The 13,134-nt window shown below is 66.6% G+C and carries 15 protein-coding genes; 10 read left to right on the top strand and 5 right to left on the bottom strand.

Features of this window, described 5'->3' with window-relative positions; all coding sequences use genetic code 11:
- Positions 1–524: 524 nt before the first annotated feature.
- On the bottom strand, positions 525–1,673 hold the full coding sequence (locus tag ACODSC_RS11260) for an OmpA family protein (RefSeq protein ID WP_488814002.1): 1,149 nt from the start codon (positions 1,671–1,673) through the stop codon (positions 525–527).
- 154 nt (positions 1,674–1,827) lie between these two features.
- On the opposite strand from ACODSC_RS11260, the gene ACODSC_RS11255 reads away from it, so the two are divergent.
- Both ACODSC_RS11255 and ACODSC_RS11250 read left to right on the top strand, forming a co-directional pair.
- A complete protein-coding gene (locus tag ACODSC_RS11255) occupies positions 1,828–2,736 on the top strand; it encodes an SDR family NAD(P)-dependent oxidoreductase (protein WP_488814001.1) in 909 nt (302 codons plus the stop codon).
- A 262-nt stretch (positions 2,737–2,998) separates the two neighbouring features.
- Entirely contained in the window at positions 2,999–4,201 is a 1,203-nt protein-coding gene (locus ACODSC_RS11250; RefSeq protein ID WP_488814000.1) for an acetyl-CoA C-acyltransferase, read from the top strand.
- Between the two features lie 169 nt (positions 4,202–4,370).
- On the opposite strand, the gene ACODSC_RS11245 is transcribed toward ACODSC_RS11250, so the two are convergent.
- The 3 genes from ACODSC_RS11245 to ACODSC_RS11235 are packed head-to-tail and all read right to left on the bottom strand — an operon-like array spanning position 4,371 to position 6,098.
- Positions 4,371–4,934, bottom strand: coding sequence for a demethoxyubiquinone hydroxylase family protein (locus tag ACODSC_RS11245; RefSeq protein ID WP_488813999.1), 564 nt, complete (start codon positions 4,932–4,934; stop codon positions 4,371–4,373).
- Between the two features lie 4 nt (positions 4,935–4,938).
- On the bottom strand, positions 4,939–5,484 hold the full coding sequence (locus ACODSC_RS11240) for a disulfide bond formation protein B (protein WP_488813998.1): 546 nt from the start codon (positions 5,482–5,484) through the stop codon (positions 4,939–4,941).
- Positions 5,485–5,522: 38 nt separating this feature from the next.
- Positions 5,523–6,098 carry a YqaA family protein gene (locus ACODSC_RS11235; RefSeq protein WP_488813997.1) on the bottom strand — a complete coding sequence of 192 codons (576 nt, stop codon included), beginning with the start codon at positions 6,096–6,098 and terminating at the stop codon, positions 5,523–5,525.
- An 89-nt stretch (positions 6,099–6,187) separates the two neighbouring features.
- On the opposite strand from ACODSC_RS11235, the gene ACODSC_RS11230 reads away from it, so the two are divergent.
- On the top strand, positions 6,188–6,832 hold the full coding sequence (locus tag ACODSC_RS11230) for an exopolysaccharide biosynthesis protein (RefSeq protein ID WP_488813996.1): 645 nt from the start codon (positions 6,188–6,190) through the stop codon (positions 6,830–6,832).
- A gap of 3 nt (positions 6,833–6,835) precedes the next feature.
- Here ACODSC_RS11230 and ACODSC_RS11225 read toward each other — a convergent pair whose 3' ends face one another.
- A complete protein-coding gene (locus ACODSC_RS11225) occupies positions 6,836–7,372 on the bottom strand; it encodes a hypothetical protein (RefSeq protein ID WP_488813995.1) in 537 nt (178 codons plus the stop codon).
- 183 nt (positions 7,373–7,555) lie between these two features.
- Here ACODSC_RS11225 and hppD point away from each other — a divergent pair, with 183 nt between their 5' ends.
- The 7 genes from hppD (at position 7,556) to ACODSC_RS11190 (ending at position 13,116) form a co-directional block, all read left to right on the top strand.
- The gene (hppD, locus tag ACODSC_RS11220; RefSeq protein WP_488813994.1) at positions 7,556–8,656 is read left to right on the top strand and encodes a 4-hydroxyphenylpyruvate dioxygenase; all 1,101 of its coding nucleotides are present in this window, start codon (positions 7,556–7,558) and stop codon (positions 8,654–8,656) included.
- Between the two features lie 6 nt (positions 8,657–8,662).
- On the top strand, positions 8,663–8,842 hold the full coding sequence (locus tag ACODSC_RS11215) for a hypothetical protein (RefSeq protein WP_488813993.1): 180 nt from the start codon (positions 8,663–8,665) through the stop codon (positions 8,840–8,842).
- A 226-nt stretch (positions 8,843–9,068) separates the two neighbouring features.
- Entirely contained in the window at positions 9,069–9,389 is a 321-nt protein-coding gene (locus ACODSC_RS11210) for an amidohydrolase family protein (RefSeq protein WP_488813992.1), read from the top strand.
- Positions 9,390–9,397: 8 nt separating this feature from the next.
- Positions 9,398–10,447, top strand: coding sequence for a metal-dependent hydrolase family protein (locus tag ACODSC_RS11205; RefSeq protein ID WP_488813991.1), 1,050 nt, complete (start codon positions 9,398–9,400; stop codon positions 10,445–10,447).
- A 167-nt stretch (positions 10,448–10,614) separates the two neighbouring features.
- Positions 10,615–11,727, top strand: a complete 1,113-nt coding sequence (locus ACODSC_RS11200) for an isoaspartyl peptidase/L-asparaginase family protein (protein WP_488813990.1) — start codon at positions 10,615–10,617, stop codon at positions 11,725–11,727.
- Positions 11,728–11,783: 56 nt separating this feature from the next.
- Positions 11,784–12,050 (top strand): hypothetical protein, encoded by a 267-nt coding sequence (locus ACODSC_RS11195; RefSeq protein ID WP_488813989.1) that lies wholly within the window; start codon positions 11,784–11,786, stop codon positions 12,048–12,050.
- A gap of 46 nt (positions 12,051–12,096) precedes the next feature.
- A complete protein-coding gene (locus ACODSC_RS11190; RefSeq protein ID WP_488813987.1) occupies positions 12,097–13,116 on the top strand; it encodes a fumarylacetoacetate hydrolase family protein in 1,020 nt (339 codons plus the stop codon).
- Positions 13,117–13,134: the final 18 nt, after the last annotated feature.

The following is a 13,134-nucleotide window of genomic DNA, read 5'->3' as shown; positions in this document are numbered from 1 at the left end:
CTGCCGAAAGATCCGAACGGCGCCGAAACGATCAGGAATCGACGCCCGGCCAAGGCGCTGACGCCGCGGCGCATGGGCACGGGAAAGTTGGAAACACTGGCGGAAACAGACGTCTCCACTCCCCGCAGGCGCAGGTGCGCATCCGGCCGACCGGCTTCGGCGCGCAGGCGATACCGACGGCGGCGACGCGCCGACAAGAGCCTGGAGGAAGAACGAAGGTCCACCACTAGGCGGAGCCTCTCATGTCCGACACGATATTCGCAATCTGGGATCGGGCGCGACCGGCGCAATCAGGACGTTTAAAAAACCGGATCATCGCCGCCCTTGTGTCGCGCGGATTAAGGCCGATCAACCGAAATCGACGACACAAGCGTCGTTCACCTAAACCTGATGCAGCACGTGCTTTTCTAACATCAAAACCGCCGACGCCAGGACGGCGACGACGGTTCGATGTCTTGGATTCGACGTCTTCCATGATCCTGTGGTCGCCGGTCTGGACGAACCTGACCGGCGACCTTCGGGTCTTAGAAGTTGATGTCGATGGTCGCGCGGCGGTTGAGCGGTTCGCGCACACCGTCGGCGGTCGGCTTGGCGAGGTTGGTCTCGCCCTTGCCGTCGAGGGCGATGACGCCGCCGTTGACGCCTGCAGCAACCAGCGAGTCCGCGACGGTGCGCGAACGGCGGTTGGACAGACCCACGTTATAGGCGGCCGAACCCGAGGTGTCGGTGTAGCCGACGATCAGGACGCGGGTCGGAGCGCCCGACTTGGCGTAGTTGGCGGCTTGAGTGACCACCGAGCGGGCTTCCGCCGTCAGGTCCGAGCGATCCCAGTCGAAGTAGACCACGAACTGACGAGCGACCGGCGCGGCCGGGGCCGGCGGAGGCGGCGGAGGCGGCGGGGGAGGCGGGGGAGGCGGAGGCGGCGGGGGAGGCGGCGGGGGAGCCATCTCTTCCGCACCGAAGCTGTAGCGCAGACCCAGGGTCACGGTGTGCGACTGATCGTAGTCGCCGTCCCATTCGGTGGTGTAGCGCGCATCGCCGACCGCCGAGCTGTTGAAGGACATGTCGCCGGTCAGATAGCGATAGGTCAGATCGATGTTGGTGCGATCACCGATCGCCCAGGCCAGACCCGCAATCGCCTGAGCGGCGAACTCGGTGGAGTCGTCATCGACCGTGAACGTCGCACCGCGATTGTCGCGAAGGTTGCCGATGGTGTTGGTCTTGACGCGGTTCACACCGGCGCCGAGGCCGACGAACGGACGGATGCCCCAAGCTTCGTAGCCGAAGTCATAGATGACGTTGGCCATCAAAGTCGTCGACTCGATGTCGCCTTCGGGAGAGTAGCAAGGACCCGTCGCCGGAGTCAGGTTGCAGACGCCACCGACGCCGTCGTTGGGCGCGCGCACGGTGCCGATATCGCCCGAGCGATAGCCGCCTTCCAGCTCAACCCGCCAGTTGGGGTTGAAGCGATAGCCCAGACGCGCGAACGCCGCCCAGCCTTGCTCAGCTTCATAAACATGGTTGAAGCCCGTCGAAGCGGCTTCCATGTTGATGTCGTCCATCACACGGTAACCGGCGTCGATCGCGCCATACCAGCCATTGGGTTCCGCCGAAGCCGCGCCGGCTACGAAGAGCCCCGCTGCCGCTACGGATGCCAGAAGTTTCAGCTTCATCTGCTTCCTCATTCATAATGTGTCTGAAGCCGAGCAATATAGTCGACGTTCCCGAGCTAAACTAGGTCGCTGGCGCGCGGTTCCGCACTCGGGCTAGGATTGTGACGACTGTGGCGCCGTTTCAACACATGGCCGCCCGCTGGAGACGATGATTATGGCGATGCGATTTGACGGACAGGTGGCGATCGTGACGGGCGCGGGCGGAGGCCTGGGGCGAGAGCATGCTCTGGCGCTGGCGGCGCGCGGGGCCCGGGTGGTGGTCAACGACCTGGGCGGCGCGCGCGACGGCTCGGGCGGATCGGCCAGCGCCGCCGAGGCCGTAGTCGCCGAAATCGAGGCCGCGGGCGGCGAGGCCATCGCCAATGCGGCCTCCGTCACAGACTTCGCGGCGGTTCAGGCCATGGTCGATCAGGCCATGGCCAAATGGGGCCGGATCGACATTCTGGTCAACAACGCCGGCGTCCTGCGCGACAAGAGTTTCGCCAAGATGGAGATCGAGGATTTCCGCTTCGTCCTCGACGTCCATCTGATGGGGGCGGTCAATTGCACCAAGGCGGTGTGGGAGATCATGCGGGGGCAGAACTACGGCCGGATCGTGATGACAACCTCGTCCTCGGGCCTGTACGGCAACTTCGGCCAGGCCAACTATGGCGCGGCCAAGATGGCCCTGGTCGGCCTGATGCAGACCCTGTCGATCGAGGGGGCCAAGAACGACATTCGCGTCAACTGCCTGGCGCCCACCGCCCACACCCGCATGACCGAGGACCTCGGCGCGGCGCTTCCGCTGGAGGCCCTGTCTCCTTCCCTGGTGACGCCGGGTCTTCTGTACCTGGTCAGCCGTGACGCCCCCAGCCGCGCCATCCTGGCCGCCGGCGCCGGCGGGTTCGAGCGCGCCTATGTCACCTTGACGCAAGGAACGTTCATCGCAGGCGAGGATGCGCCCGAACAGGTCGCCGCCCGCTTCGACGCCATCTCGGATCGCGCCGACGAGATCGTTCCGGACATGGGCGCCGCCCAGGGCATGATCGAACTGACCAAGGCCCAGAAGGCGCACGCAGGCTGACGATCTGATCCTGCCCCTTCTCCCATGGGGAGAAGTTGGCCAGTAGGGCCGGATGAGGGGGTACGGTGTCAATCGCGTCGCACAGCCTAACCCCTCACCCTTTCGCACCAAGACCGATCGCCTGACGGCTCTCGGGTGCTCAAGCCCTCTCCCTATGGGAGAGGGTTGCGTTGACGTGGCGGCAGGCGCCTAACTTCACTCCAGAGGAAACGGCCTCAAGTAGCGCGAACGCGCGATAGGCCAAGCAAAGGAAGCATCGAAGATGCGCGAAGCCGTCATCGTCTCCACCGCCCGCACGCCGATCGGCCGGGCCTATCGCGGTGCCTTCAACGACACCCAGGCGCAGCAGCTGGGCGCCCATGCGGTGAAACACGCCGTGGCCCGCGCCGGCGTCGAGGCGGCCGAGATCGAGGACGTTGTCATGGGCGCGGCCCTGCAGCAGGGTTCGACCGGCACCAACATCGCCCGCCAGGTCGCCCTGGCCGCCGGCCTGCCCTCGTCCGTGCCGGGCATGAGCCTGGACCGCCAGTGCGCCTCGGGCCTGATGGGCATCGCCACGGCGGCCAAACAGGTGGTGTTCGATCAGCAGAAGATGGCGGTCGGCGGCGGGCTGGAGTCGATCTCCCTGGTCCAGAACCAGCACATGAACCTGTACCGGATGAAGGACGAAGAGCTGCTGAAGCTGTCGCCCCACATCTATATGTCGATGCTGGAGACGGCCGAGGTCGTGTCGCGTCGCTATGGCATCGACCGCGACCGCCAGGACGAATACGCGCTTCAGTCCCAGCAGCGCACGGCCGCGGCCCAAGCGGCCGGACGGTTCGACGCCGAGATCGTGCCGATGACCACCGCCATGCTGGTGACGGACAAGGCGACCGGCGAGACCTCGTCCAAGGCCGTGACCCTGTCCAAGGACGAGGGCAACCGTCCCGAAACCACCCTGGAAGGCCTGAAGTCCCTCAAGCCCGTCTTCGGCGGCGGCGAAGAGATCGAGCAGGGCGAGTTCATAACCGCCGGCAACGCCTCGCAGCTGTCCGACGGCGCCTCGGCCTGCGTGCTGATGGAGGCCGGCGAGGCGGTGAAACGCAATCTGCAGCCGCTCGGCGTCTATCGCGGCATGGCGGTGGCCGGTTGCGAACCGGACGAAATGGGCATCGGCCCGGTATATGCGGTGCCCAAGCTGTTGAAGCGCCACGGCCTGACGGTGGACGACATCGGCATCTGGGAGCTGAACGAGGCCTTCGCCGTCCAGGTCCTGTACTGCCGCGACCAGCTGGGCATCCCCGACGACCTGCTGAACGTCTCGGGCGGCGCCATCTCCATCGGCCACCCCTACGGCATGTCCGGCGCCCGCATGACCGGCCACGTCCTGATCGAGGGCAAACGCCGCGGCGCCAAATACGGCGTCGTCACCATGTGCATCGGCGGCGGCATGGGGGCGGCGGGATTGTTCGAGATTTACTGAAGGGGACCGCACACCCCTGGCTCCGTCATCCTAAGGCTTGTCCCTAGGATCCATACTCCCGGTACATCCACAGGGGTCCCGGCCTCAAAGACCGGGAGTATGGATCCTCGCCACAAGGGCGAGGATGACGATTATAGGTGGCTGCGGCGACGATGGGCGGGCGTGGTCTTTAGACCTTCTCGCTGACCTTGATCGCCACCCGGCACCCCGCCTTGATCACCCCGCTCAGCAGCCGATAGGCCGGCGCCTCGCGGCTGCCATGGTCGATGGCGTGGTCGTGGTGCGCCAGTTCCTCGTCGCGGAACTGTTTCAGCTCGGCGGCCAGGGCCGGGTCGCGGTCGCCGATCTCGGCGATCTGGTCGGCATAGTGTTTCTCGATCACGCTCTCGACCGCCTCGGTGCAGGCGTGCGCCGCCTTCTCGCCCATCAGGGCTGTGCCGGCGCCGAGCGCCGAGGCCGCGATCCGCCACAGGGGCGTCATGACCGTGGGCCGCACCCGGCGTTCATTCAGCAGCCGGTCGAACCGGGCCAGATGCACCGCTTCCTGGTCCTGCATCTCGCCCAGGTCGCGCACCATGTCGCCGTGCGCCTTGCGTCCCTCGAACACCGCCTTCTGCGCGCGATAGATTAGGACGGCCGCGTATTCCCCGGCATGATCGACCCGCAGGATCTCGTCCATCCGCGCCTTGTCGGCGCCGCGTCCGGGTCTGGGCAGAGGGATGGAGCCGCTCATCGGATCAGGCCTTCTCGATACGGGGCGCGCGGGCGTCCTTGGGGCGTTTGGCCGCCAGCAGGCTGAACACCGCAAGCGCGGAGACGATGAGGGCGTTCCATCCCGCCATCGACAGGCCCAGCCAACTCCAGGCCACGTCGCTGCAGCCGATCACCTTGACCACCGGACCCGTGCCGAGCGCCAGGGCCGTCAGACTGTCCATATCGACCGAGCCGCCGACCGACGAACAGGTCGCAGGCAGGGCCCACCAGCCGTATTCGCCGCCCATGTGGAAGACCGCCGTGACCGCGCCTGTCGCAAAGACCGCCGCCAGCAGGAAGGCGGCGATGCGCGGCGTGCCGCGTCGGCTGCCGCTGATCAGGGTCCAGGCCGTGGCGACCGCCGCCACCGCGACCGCGCCCCAATAGACCTCGCGCTGTTTCAGACACAGGTTGCAGGGCGCCAGCCCGCCGAACCGCTCGAAGGCATGGGCCGCGCCCAGCATGGCCAGCGACGCGGCCAGGGCGAAGGCGGTCCACCAACGGGTCAGGAGGCGATAGACGTCGATCATCGTGAAAAGCCTTACCGCGCGCCGAAGCCGCCGTCGACTTACAGAAGCTTCACGGCGACGATCAGTCCGACCAGCACGACCAGGGCGATCCCGCTCCACAACGCCAGCCGCTTCTCCACCTGCGCCAGCATGGCCGCCCCCCAGCGTTTCAGGATCCAGGCCTCCAGGAAGAACCGCCCGCCGCGCGTGACGATCGACGCGCCCATGAAGACCGGAAAGCTGAATGCGGCCAGTCCCGAGGCGATGGTAACCAGCTTGTAGGGGATCGGCGTCAGCCCCTTGATCAGTATGACCCACAGCCCCCATTGGTCGAACCAGGCGCGAAACTGCGCCAGCCCGTCCGAATGGCCCAGCACCCGCATGATCGCCAGACCGACATCGGTCAGGAAATAGCCGATGGCGTAGCCGAGAATCCCGCCCAGCACCGAGGCGACGGTGCAGACGCCGGCGTAAAAATAGGCCCGCTCCGGCCGCGCCAGAATCATCGGCGCCAGCATCACGTCGGGCGGAATGGGAAAGAACGAACTCTCCGCGAACGAGACCACGGCCAGGGCCTTCGTCGCATGGCGGCTGCGCGCCAGGTCGAAGACGCGGTCATAGAGCAGGCGAAGCATGGCGATCCTTACGGCGGCACGGCGCGTTAGCACCCCTGCGGCGTTCCGTCATCCTCGGGCCTGGCCGCCACCTGCTAGAGCGCTTTTCCATGACCACCCCCGCCCCCCTGACACCCGGCGCGCAACAGGACGACGTCAGCCACAACATCACCCGCCTGTTGCGGCGTCTGGCCGACGACGGCGGCGAGGCGGGGCTGACGCTGCACGAGATCCGCGACCGGCTGGACGAGCGCGCCTATGGGCTGCTGATACTGCTGCTCTCCATCCCCTGCCTGGTGCCCGGCCTCTACGGGGTGCCGCAAATCGTCGGACTGATCGTCATCCTGCTGGCGGGCCAGATGCTGGTCGGGCGCGAGGAGCCGTGGCTGCCGCGCTGGTTCCTGAACCTGCGCTGCAAGGGCAAGTGGCTGAAGGCCATGGCCGACTTCGCCGAGACGAAACTGGGCTGGATCGACCGCCTGTCGCGCCCGCGCCTGCGTCGCTTCGCCGACGGGCCGGGCGAGAAGCTGGCGGCTGTCTTCATGATCCTGGCCACCGTCACCATCGTCCTGCCCCTGACCAACACCATCCCCTCGGTCGCCCTGGCCCTGCTGTCGGTCGGCCTGATCCAGCGCGACGGCCTGTTCGTCCTGGCCGGCTGCGCCGTCGCCACCGTCTGGCTGACGATCCTGGGCGCCGTCGCGACCGGCCTGCTCCTCGGCGCCGAATGGGCGACCCGGCTGCTGCCGGGCTGAACGCTATTCGTCTCGCAATTCCAGCGCGGTGAACGGGGCCTGGCCGCGTTCGATGCGGATCAGGTCCAGCACGCCAATGATCTGGCGCGACCGCCAGTGGGTCATCAGGTAGTGCAGCGGCCCCAGGGCGGCCCCCGCCCCGACCGAAAACACCAGCTGGGGATACTCGCGAACGAAGCTCAACAGGCTATCGCCCATGACTTCGGCCAGCAGGGCGATGACGGACAGCGGAATGGTCAGATAGGCGACGATCACTGCGCGCAGCATCTGGTCCTGCCGACGGGCGTTCAGATTGGCCAGGGCCGACAGGGCGTCGAACGTCGCGGCGTCCACGTCCTTCAGCAGGTCGAAGACCTTGATGGTCGAGGGATTGCGCCGGAACCCGCTCAGGAAGTCCACGCCTGCATAGCCCCAGGCGCCGGGCGTATAAAAGCTTGAGGGAATGAGGCTCCATGCAGGAAACGGATCTTTCAGCCGGCGCCACAGCGTCCATAAGTCGGCCTGCGCTCTCACGCACTCCCCCGTTTCCGCGTCCGCCATACCGATCCCCCCGCGCTCCCCGCAGCGCCTTTTCGACCAGATGACGCCACCCGTTGGCAAGCCGCATCCATCACGACCCTGTGCCTTCGTCTTGGCTCCGTCGTCTTCTGTGACTAGGTTCCGCGCCAATCGGCGGCCCCTTTCGGTTAAGCCCGCCTCAAAAATCAGTGCGGGAGACGCGCCATGAACGACATGACCCAGGCTCAGGTCGAAAAGCTCGACCTTGAAAACCCCCTCGGCGTCGACGGTTTCGAATTCGTCGAATTCACCGGCCCCGAGCCCAGGGCGATGATTTCGCGTCTGGAGATGATGGGCTTCACCCAGACGCACGTGAACCCCAGGACCGACGTGGTGCGCCTGAAGCAGGGCGACATCAGCTTCCTGGTGCACCGCTCACCTGCGGCCCACGCCGCCGACTTCGCCAAGGATCACGGACCGTCGGCCAATGGCATGGCCTTCCGCACCAGCGACGCCAAGGCCGCCTATGAGGGCGCGGTCGAGCGCGGCGCCAAGCCGGCGCAGGGCGTCTCGGGCGGCGCCCTGGGCGACGACTATCCCTATATCCTGCAAGGCATCGGCGGTTCGCTGCTCTATGTCATCGACCAGTATGGCGACGCCGGCTCCCTGTACGACGCCTGGGACGAGATCGAGGGCTGGGAGGAATCCGAGCGCAAGAATTCGGTCGGCCTGGAGATCCTGGACCACCTGACCCACAACGTGCGTCGCGGCGAGATGCGCACCTGGTCGGGCTTCTACGGCTCGGTGTTCAACTTCGAAGAGCAGAAGTATTTCGACATCAAGGGCAAGGCGACCGGCCTGTTCTCCCAGGCCATGATCGCGCCCGACCGCGCCATCCGCATCCCCCTGAACGAGAGCCAGGACGACAACTCCCAGATCGAGGAGTTCCTGCGTCGCTACAACGGCGAGGGCATCCAGCACATCGCCCTGACCACTGAGAACATCTTCGAGACGGTCGAGGCCATGCGCGCGCGCGGCGTCGACTTCCAGGACACCATCGAGACCTATTTCGAACTGATCGACAAACGCCTGCCCAACCACGGCGAGGACGTGGAGCGGATGCGCAAGAACCGCATCCTGATCGACGGTTCGGACGAGGACGGCCTGCTGCTGCAGATCTTCACCCAGGACACCTTCGGCCCGATCTTCTTCGAGATCATTCAGCGCAAGGGCAACGAGGGCTTCGGCAACGGCAACTTCCAGGCCCTGTTCGACTCCATCGAGCTGGACCAGATCCGTCGCGGCGTCATCAAGGTCGACGCCTGAATGAAGATGCGGCCGCCCACGTGGCTGCCCTGGCTCGGCCCGGTCCTTGCGGCCGGCGCCGGGGCCCTGGCCGGCGAATACTGGCTGGGCGGCGGCTTCTGGATGGTCCTGATCGCCGCCCTCCTCTGCGGCTTCGCCCCCATCGTCGGCTATCAGGTGTGGAAACGGCGGCACCACGGGGGGTGAGGGGCCGCGCGGCGGCGCTGCGCTGAGAGCAGGCTGAACGGATGTTTGAAATGGACGACAAAGGACGGCTCCCGCCGGTTGCGCTTGCTCCCATTGACATCCAACGCAGGATTGTGAGTTCCTAGCGGCGACGTTTGGAGGGGCTCTCGATGTTCAAATGTACTCCAGCTCAGGGCACGATGCTCAGGCGCTGACTTGCCTGTGTCATAGTCCAGGGTTTGCGCGATTGAATGCGCTCGTGGAGAGCAGGTTCTCGCGGCGTTCGTTCCTTGCCGGCGCGGCTTCAGTCGTTAGCGCGGCCGCCTTCTGGCCCGAAGAGGCGAGGGCCGACGTGCCGGCCGCGCCGCAGGGGCGGGTCGTCTTCACCAATGTCAAAATCTTCGATGGCAAGTCGCATCGCCTGATTGAAGGGCGAAATGTCGTCGTTGACGGCAACAAGATCCTTTCCCTTGATCCGGCTTCCACTGCCGTCGCCGATGGTGCCGAGATCATCGATGGCGGAGGTCGCACGCTCATGCCTGGGCTCATCGACGCCCACTGGCGATGATGGCCGCGATGCCGATGATGGATCTGATGACGGCGGATGTGGGCTACATCAATCTCTCTGCGGCCCAGGAGGCCCAGAGGACCCTGATGCGGGGCTTCACCAGCATTCGAGACCTCGCCGGACCCTCCTTCGGCCTTAAGCGCGCCATCGACGGCGGGCTCAATCCCGGCCCGCGTATTTGGCCTTCTGGAGCCATGATCTCGCAGACGAGCGGTCATGGAGACTATCGCTATCCTTACGAGATCCCGGCGCACCCCGGCGCGGCGTTGTCGCGAGGCGAGTCCCTCGGCGCGGGAATGATCGCTGACGGACCGGATCAGGTGATGAAGCGCGTCCGCGAGCAACTGATGCTCGGCGCCAGCATCAAACTGGCTGGGGGCGGCGGCGTCGCCTCCAACTTCGACCCTCTTGATGTGAGCCAATACACGGAGGCCGAGTTCCGGGCGGCGGTCGAATGCGCCGAGAACTGGGGAACCTATGTCGCCGTGCACGCCTACACGCCGCGCGCGATCCAAACCGCTATTCGCGGCGGGGTGCGCGCCATCGAGCACGGTCAGCTGATCGACGAAGAAACGGCCAAGATCATGGCCGATAACGACGTCTGGTTTTCGTCGCAGCCCTTCCTGGAAAACGAGTTTTCCAACTCCTATCCCGAAGGCTCGGCAAACCAGGCGAAGTTGCGCACCATGGTTGCCGGCACGGACAATGCCTACGGCTTGGCTCGGAAGTACAATCTGAAGACCGCATGGGGCACGGACATACTGTTTGACCCCGCGATGACGCCAAATCAGGGGGCGATCCTCGCGACCATGTCCCGTTGGTATTCCAATGCGGAGATTCTGGTGATGGCGACCAGCACGAACGCCGAACTGCTGGCGATGTCCGGTCCGCGCAATCCGTATCCGGGCAAATTGGGTGTCATTGAACCAGGGGCCTTCGCTGACGTCTTGTTGGTCGAGGGCGACCCCATCGCAGACGTCAATCTCGTCGCCGACCCTGACAGAAACATGAAAATCATCATGAAGGACGGGCGCGTCTACAAGAACACCTTGGCGTAAGCTGGCCCCCTCGGGAGGGCGAAGAGCGCCCTATCGCGCAGGCGAACTGTCATACCGCCGAGAACCAACACCCTGACTTCGCGTCGTTTTCATTTTTCTTCGGCCAATCGACCTGACACGCTCGCGCGCTGGGTTAGACTGTTCCCGACCGGCCTCTTCGAGAGGAAGTGCACGACCTGCACCCTGTTGTCGCGCCGGGCGGGGGTTTGATGATGCGCGCCGTCTGTTCTGGACTGATTGCACTTTTTGCACTGTGTTTTTCCCCGGCCCACGCCCAGGACGCCGCGCCCCGCTGGTCCTTGGCCATCCACGGCGGCGCCGGCGTCATCGAACGCTCCAGCCTGACGCCGGAGCAGGACGCCGCCTATCGCGCGGCGCTGCAACGCGCGCTGGACGCCGGGTCGGCCGTTCTGAACGGCGGAGGCTCGGCGCTGGACGCGGTCCAGGCCGCCATCGAGATCATGGAGGACGATCCCCTGTTCAACGCCGGGCGCGGCGCCGTCTTCACCGCGGCGGGCCGCAACGAGCTGGACGCCGCCGTCATGGACGGTTCGGACCTGACCGCCGGCGCGGTGGCGGGCCTGACCACCACCCGCCATCCCGTCGCCGCCGCCCGCGCAGTGATGGAGCGCTCGCCCCACGTCATGCTGATCGGCCCCGGCGCCGACGCCTTCGCCGCCTCCGTCGGGCTGGAACAGGTTCAGCCGGCCTGGTTCTTCACCGAGCGCCGCTGGCGGGGCCTGATCGACACCCTGGCGGCCAAGCGCCTGCCGATCCCCGACCGGCCGGCCGGCGCACCCGCCGAGCCGACCACGCCCATGGCGGCCGACGACCCCGCCGCCCCGCCTCTGAACGAGAAGAAGTTCGGCACGGTCGGCGCCGTGGCCCTGGACAGCCAGGGTCGCCTCGCCGCCGCCACCTCGACCGGCGGCATGACCGCCAAACAGTGGGGCCGGGTCGGCGACGTGCCGATCATCGGAGCGGGCACATACGCCTCCAACGCCGACGGCTGCGCCGTGTCCGCCACCGGCGACGGCGAATATTTCATCCGCGCCACCGTGGCCCGCGACATCTGCGCCCGGATCGGCGGCGCGACAGCCGCCGACACGGCGGCCCAGGCCGAGATCGATGAGGCGAAAGCCCTCGGCGGCCTGGGCGGCGTCATCGTCATGACCACGGGCGGCGCCCCCGCCTTCGCCCTGTCGACCTCAGGCATGTATCGCGGCGCGGTCTCCTCGACCTCTCCGGCCCGCGTCGCCATATACGCCGATGAACCCTGAGCCCTGATTTCAGACTATTCAGACGTTTGAGACTCTCTTTTTTCCAGACCGAGCCCATGACTGCATCCGACGACGAACTGACCCTAATGGCCCAGGAGGAGCTGGACGCCGCCTGCGCCATGCCCTTCGTCGAGCTGAAAAAGATCACCCCCTGGGGCGACAGCTACGAAGGCTTCGCCCCGTCCGGCCGCACGGTCGAGGTCGAGCGCCGCTACCTGTGGGCCGTCGAGCCCGAGGGCGGCGTCATCGTCGAGGTCGAGGTGCGCGACGCGGCCGCCCGTACCGGCGCCGAGGCCCGCGCCCTGCTGACGCCCAACGGGTGATCGACGCTCGGTTTCCAATCCTGCAAATCCGGTCTAGGCCTAAAGCATGAAACTCGCCTCGCTCAAGCACGGCCGCGACGGCCGCCTCGTGGTCGTCTCGCAGGACCTGAACTGGTTCACCGACGCCTTCCTGATCGCCCCGACCCTGCAGGCCGCTCTGGACGACTGGGACCATTGCGGCCCCCGGCTTCAGGCCCTGGCCGAAAGCCTGGAGCATGAGGCCGTCCCGCGCGGCCGCTTCCGCGAGCATGAGGCCGCATCGCCCCTGCCCCGCGCCTATCAGTGGGCCGACGGCTCGGCCTATGTGAACCACGTCGAGCTTGTGCGCCGCGCGCGCGGGGCCGAAATGCCCGCCACCTTCTGGACCGATCCGCTGATGTACCAGGGCGGCTCCGACAGCTTCCTGGCGCCCCGCGACGCCATCCCCCTGGCCGACGAGGCCTGGGGCTGCGACCTGGAGGCCGAGGTGGTCGTGGTCGTCGGCGACGTGCCCCAGGGCGCGACGCGCGAACAGGCGCTTGAGGCCATCCGCCTGGTCGGCCTGGTCAACGACGTATCCTTGCGCAACCTGATCCCCGCAGAACTGGCCAAGGGGTTCGGCTTCGTCCAGTCCAAGCCCGCCAGCGCCCTGTCGCCCGTCCTGGTGACGCCCGAGGCCCTGGGCGACCGATGGAAAGACGGCAAGCTGCATGGCGCGCTGACCGTCCAGCTGAACGGCCAGGACTTCGGCAAGGCCGACGCCGGCGTGGACATGACCTTCGACTTCGGCACCCTGATCGCCCACCTGGCCAAGACCCGGTCGCTGGGCGCCGGGACCATCATCGGATCGGGCACCGTGTCGAACAAGGACGCCGACGGCGGCCCCGGCAAGCCGGTGTCGGAAGGCGGCCTGGGCTATAGCTGCATCGCCGAGGTCCGCACAGTCGAGACGATCCTGCGCGGCGCCGCCGAGACCCCCTTCCTCAAGCACGGCGACACGGTGCGGATCGAGATGCTGGACGCCCACCACCACTCGATTTTCGGCGCCATCGAACAGACGGTGAGCCCGCTTTCCAGCGCGGGCTGACAGGGCTAGGCTGGTCGC

This window comes from Brevundimonas sp. FG128 (genome assembly GCF_057809775.1).
This window is presented reverse-complemented; position numbering and strand designations above follow the sequence as displayed.

Excerpts from the sequence above, each read along its gene's own strand:
- ACODSC_RS11250 (WP_488814000.1), top strand. The coding sequence starts at position 2,999 with ATGCGCGAAGCCGTCATCGTCTCCACCGCCCGCACGCCGATCGGCCGG.
- ACODSC_RS11205 (WP_488813991.1), top strand. The coding sequence starts at position 9,398 with ATGCCGATGATGGATCTGATGACGGCGGATGTGGGCTACATCAATCTC.
- ACODSC_RS11235 (WP_488813997.1), bottom strand. The coding sequence starts at position 6,098 with ATGCTTCGCCTGCTCTATGACCGCGTCTTCGACCTGGCGCGCAGCCGC.
- ACODSC_RS11215 (WP_488813993.1), top strand. The coding sequence starts at position 8,663 with ATGCGGCCGCCCACGTGGCTGCCCTGGCTCGGCCCGGTCCTTGCGGCC.
- hppD (WP_488813994.1), top strand. The coding sequence starts at position 7,556 with ATGAACGACATGACCCAGGCTCAGGTCGAAAAGCTCGACCTTGAAAAC.
- ACODSC_RS11260 (WP_488814002.1), bottom strand. The coding sequence starts at position 1,673 with ATGAAGCTGAAACTTCTGGCATCCGTAGCGGCAGCGGGGCTCTTCGTA.
- ACODSC_RS11195 (WP_488813989.1), top strand. The coding sequence starts at position 11,784 with ATGACTGCATCCGACGACGAACTGACCCTAATGGCCCAGGAGGAGCTG.
- ACODSC_RS11190 (WP_488813987.1), top strand. The coding sequence starts at position 12,097 with ATGAAACTCGCCTCGCTCAAGCACGGCCGCGACGGCCGCCTCGTGGTC.
- ACODSC_RS11255 (WP_488814001.1), top strand. The coding sequence starts at position 1,828 with ATGGCGATGCGATTTGACGGACAGGTGGCGATCGTGACGGGCGCGGGC.
- ACODSC_RS11240 (WP_488813998.1), bottom strand. The coding sequence starts at position 5,484 with ATGATCGACGTCTATCGCCTCCTGACCCGTTGGTGGACCGCCTTCGCC.
- ACODSC_RS11230 (WP_488813996.1), top strand. The coding sequence starts at position 6,188 with ATGACCACCCCCGCCCCCCTGACACCCGGCGCGCAACAGGACGACGTC.
- ACODSC_RS11245 (WP_488813999.1), bottom strand. The coding sequence starts at position 4,934 with ATGAGCGGCTCCATCCCTCTGCCCAGACCCGGACGCGGCGCCGACAAG.
- ACODSC_RS11225 (WP_488813995.1), bottom strand. The coding sequence starts at position 7,372 with ATGGCGGACGCGGAAACGGGGGAGTGCGTGAGAGCGCAGGCCGACTTA.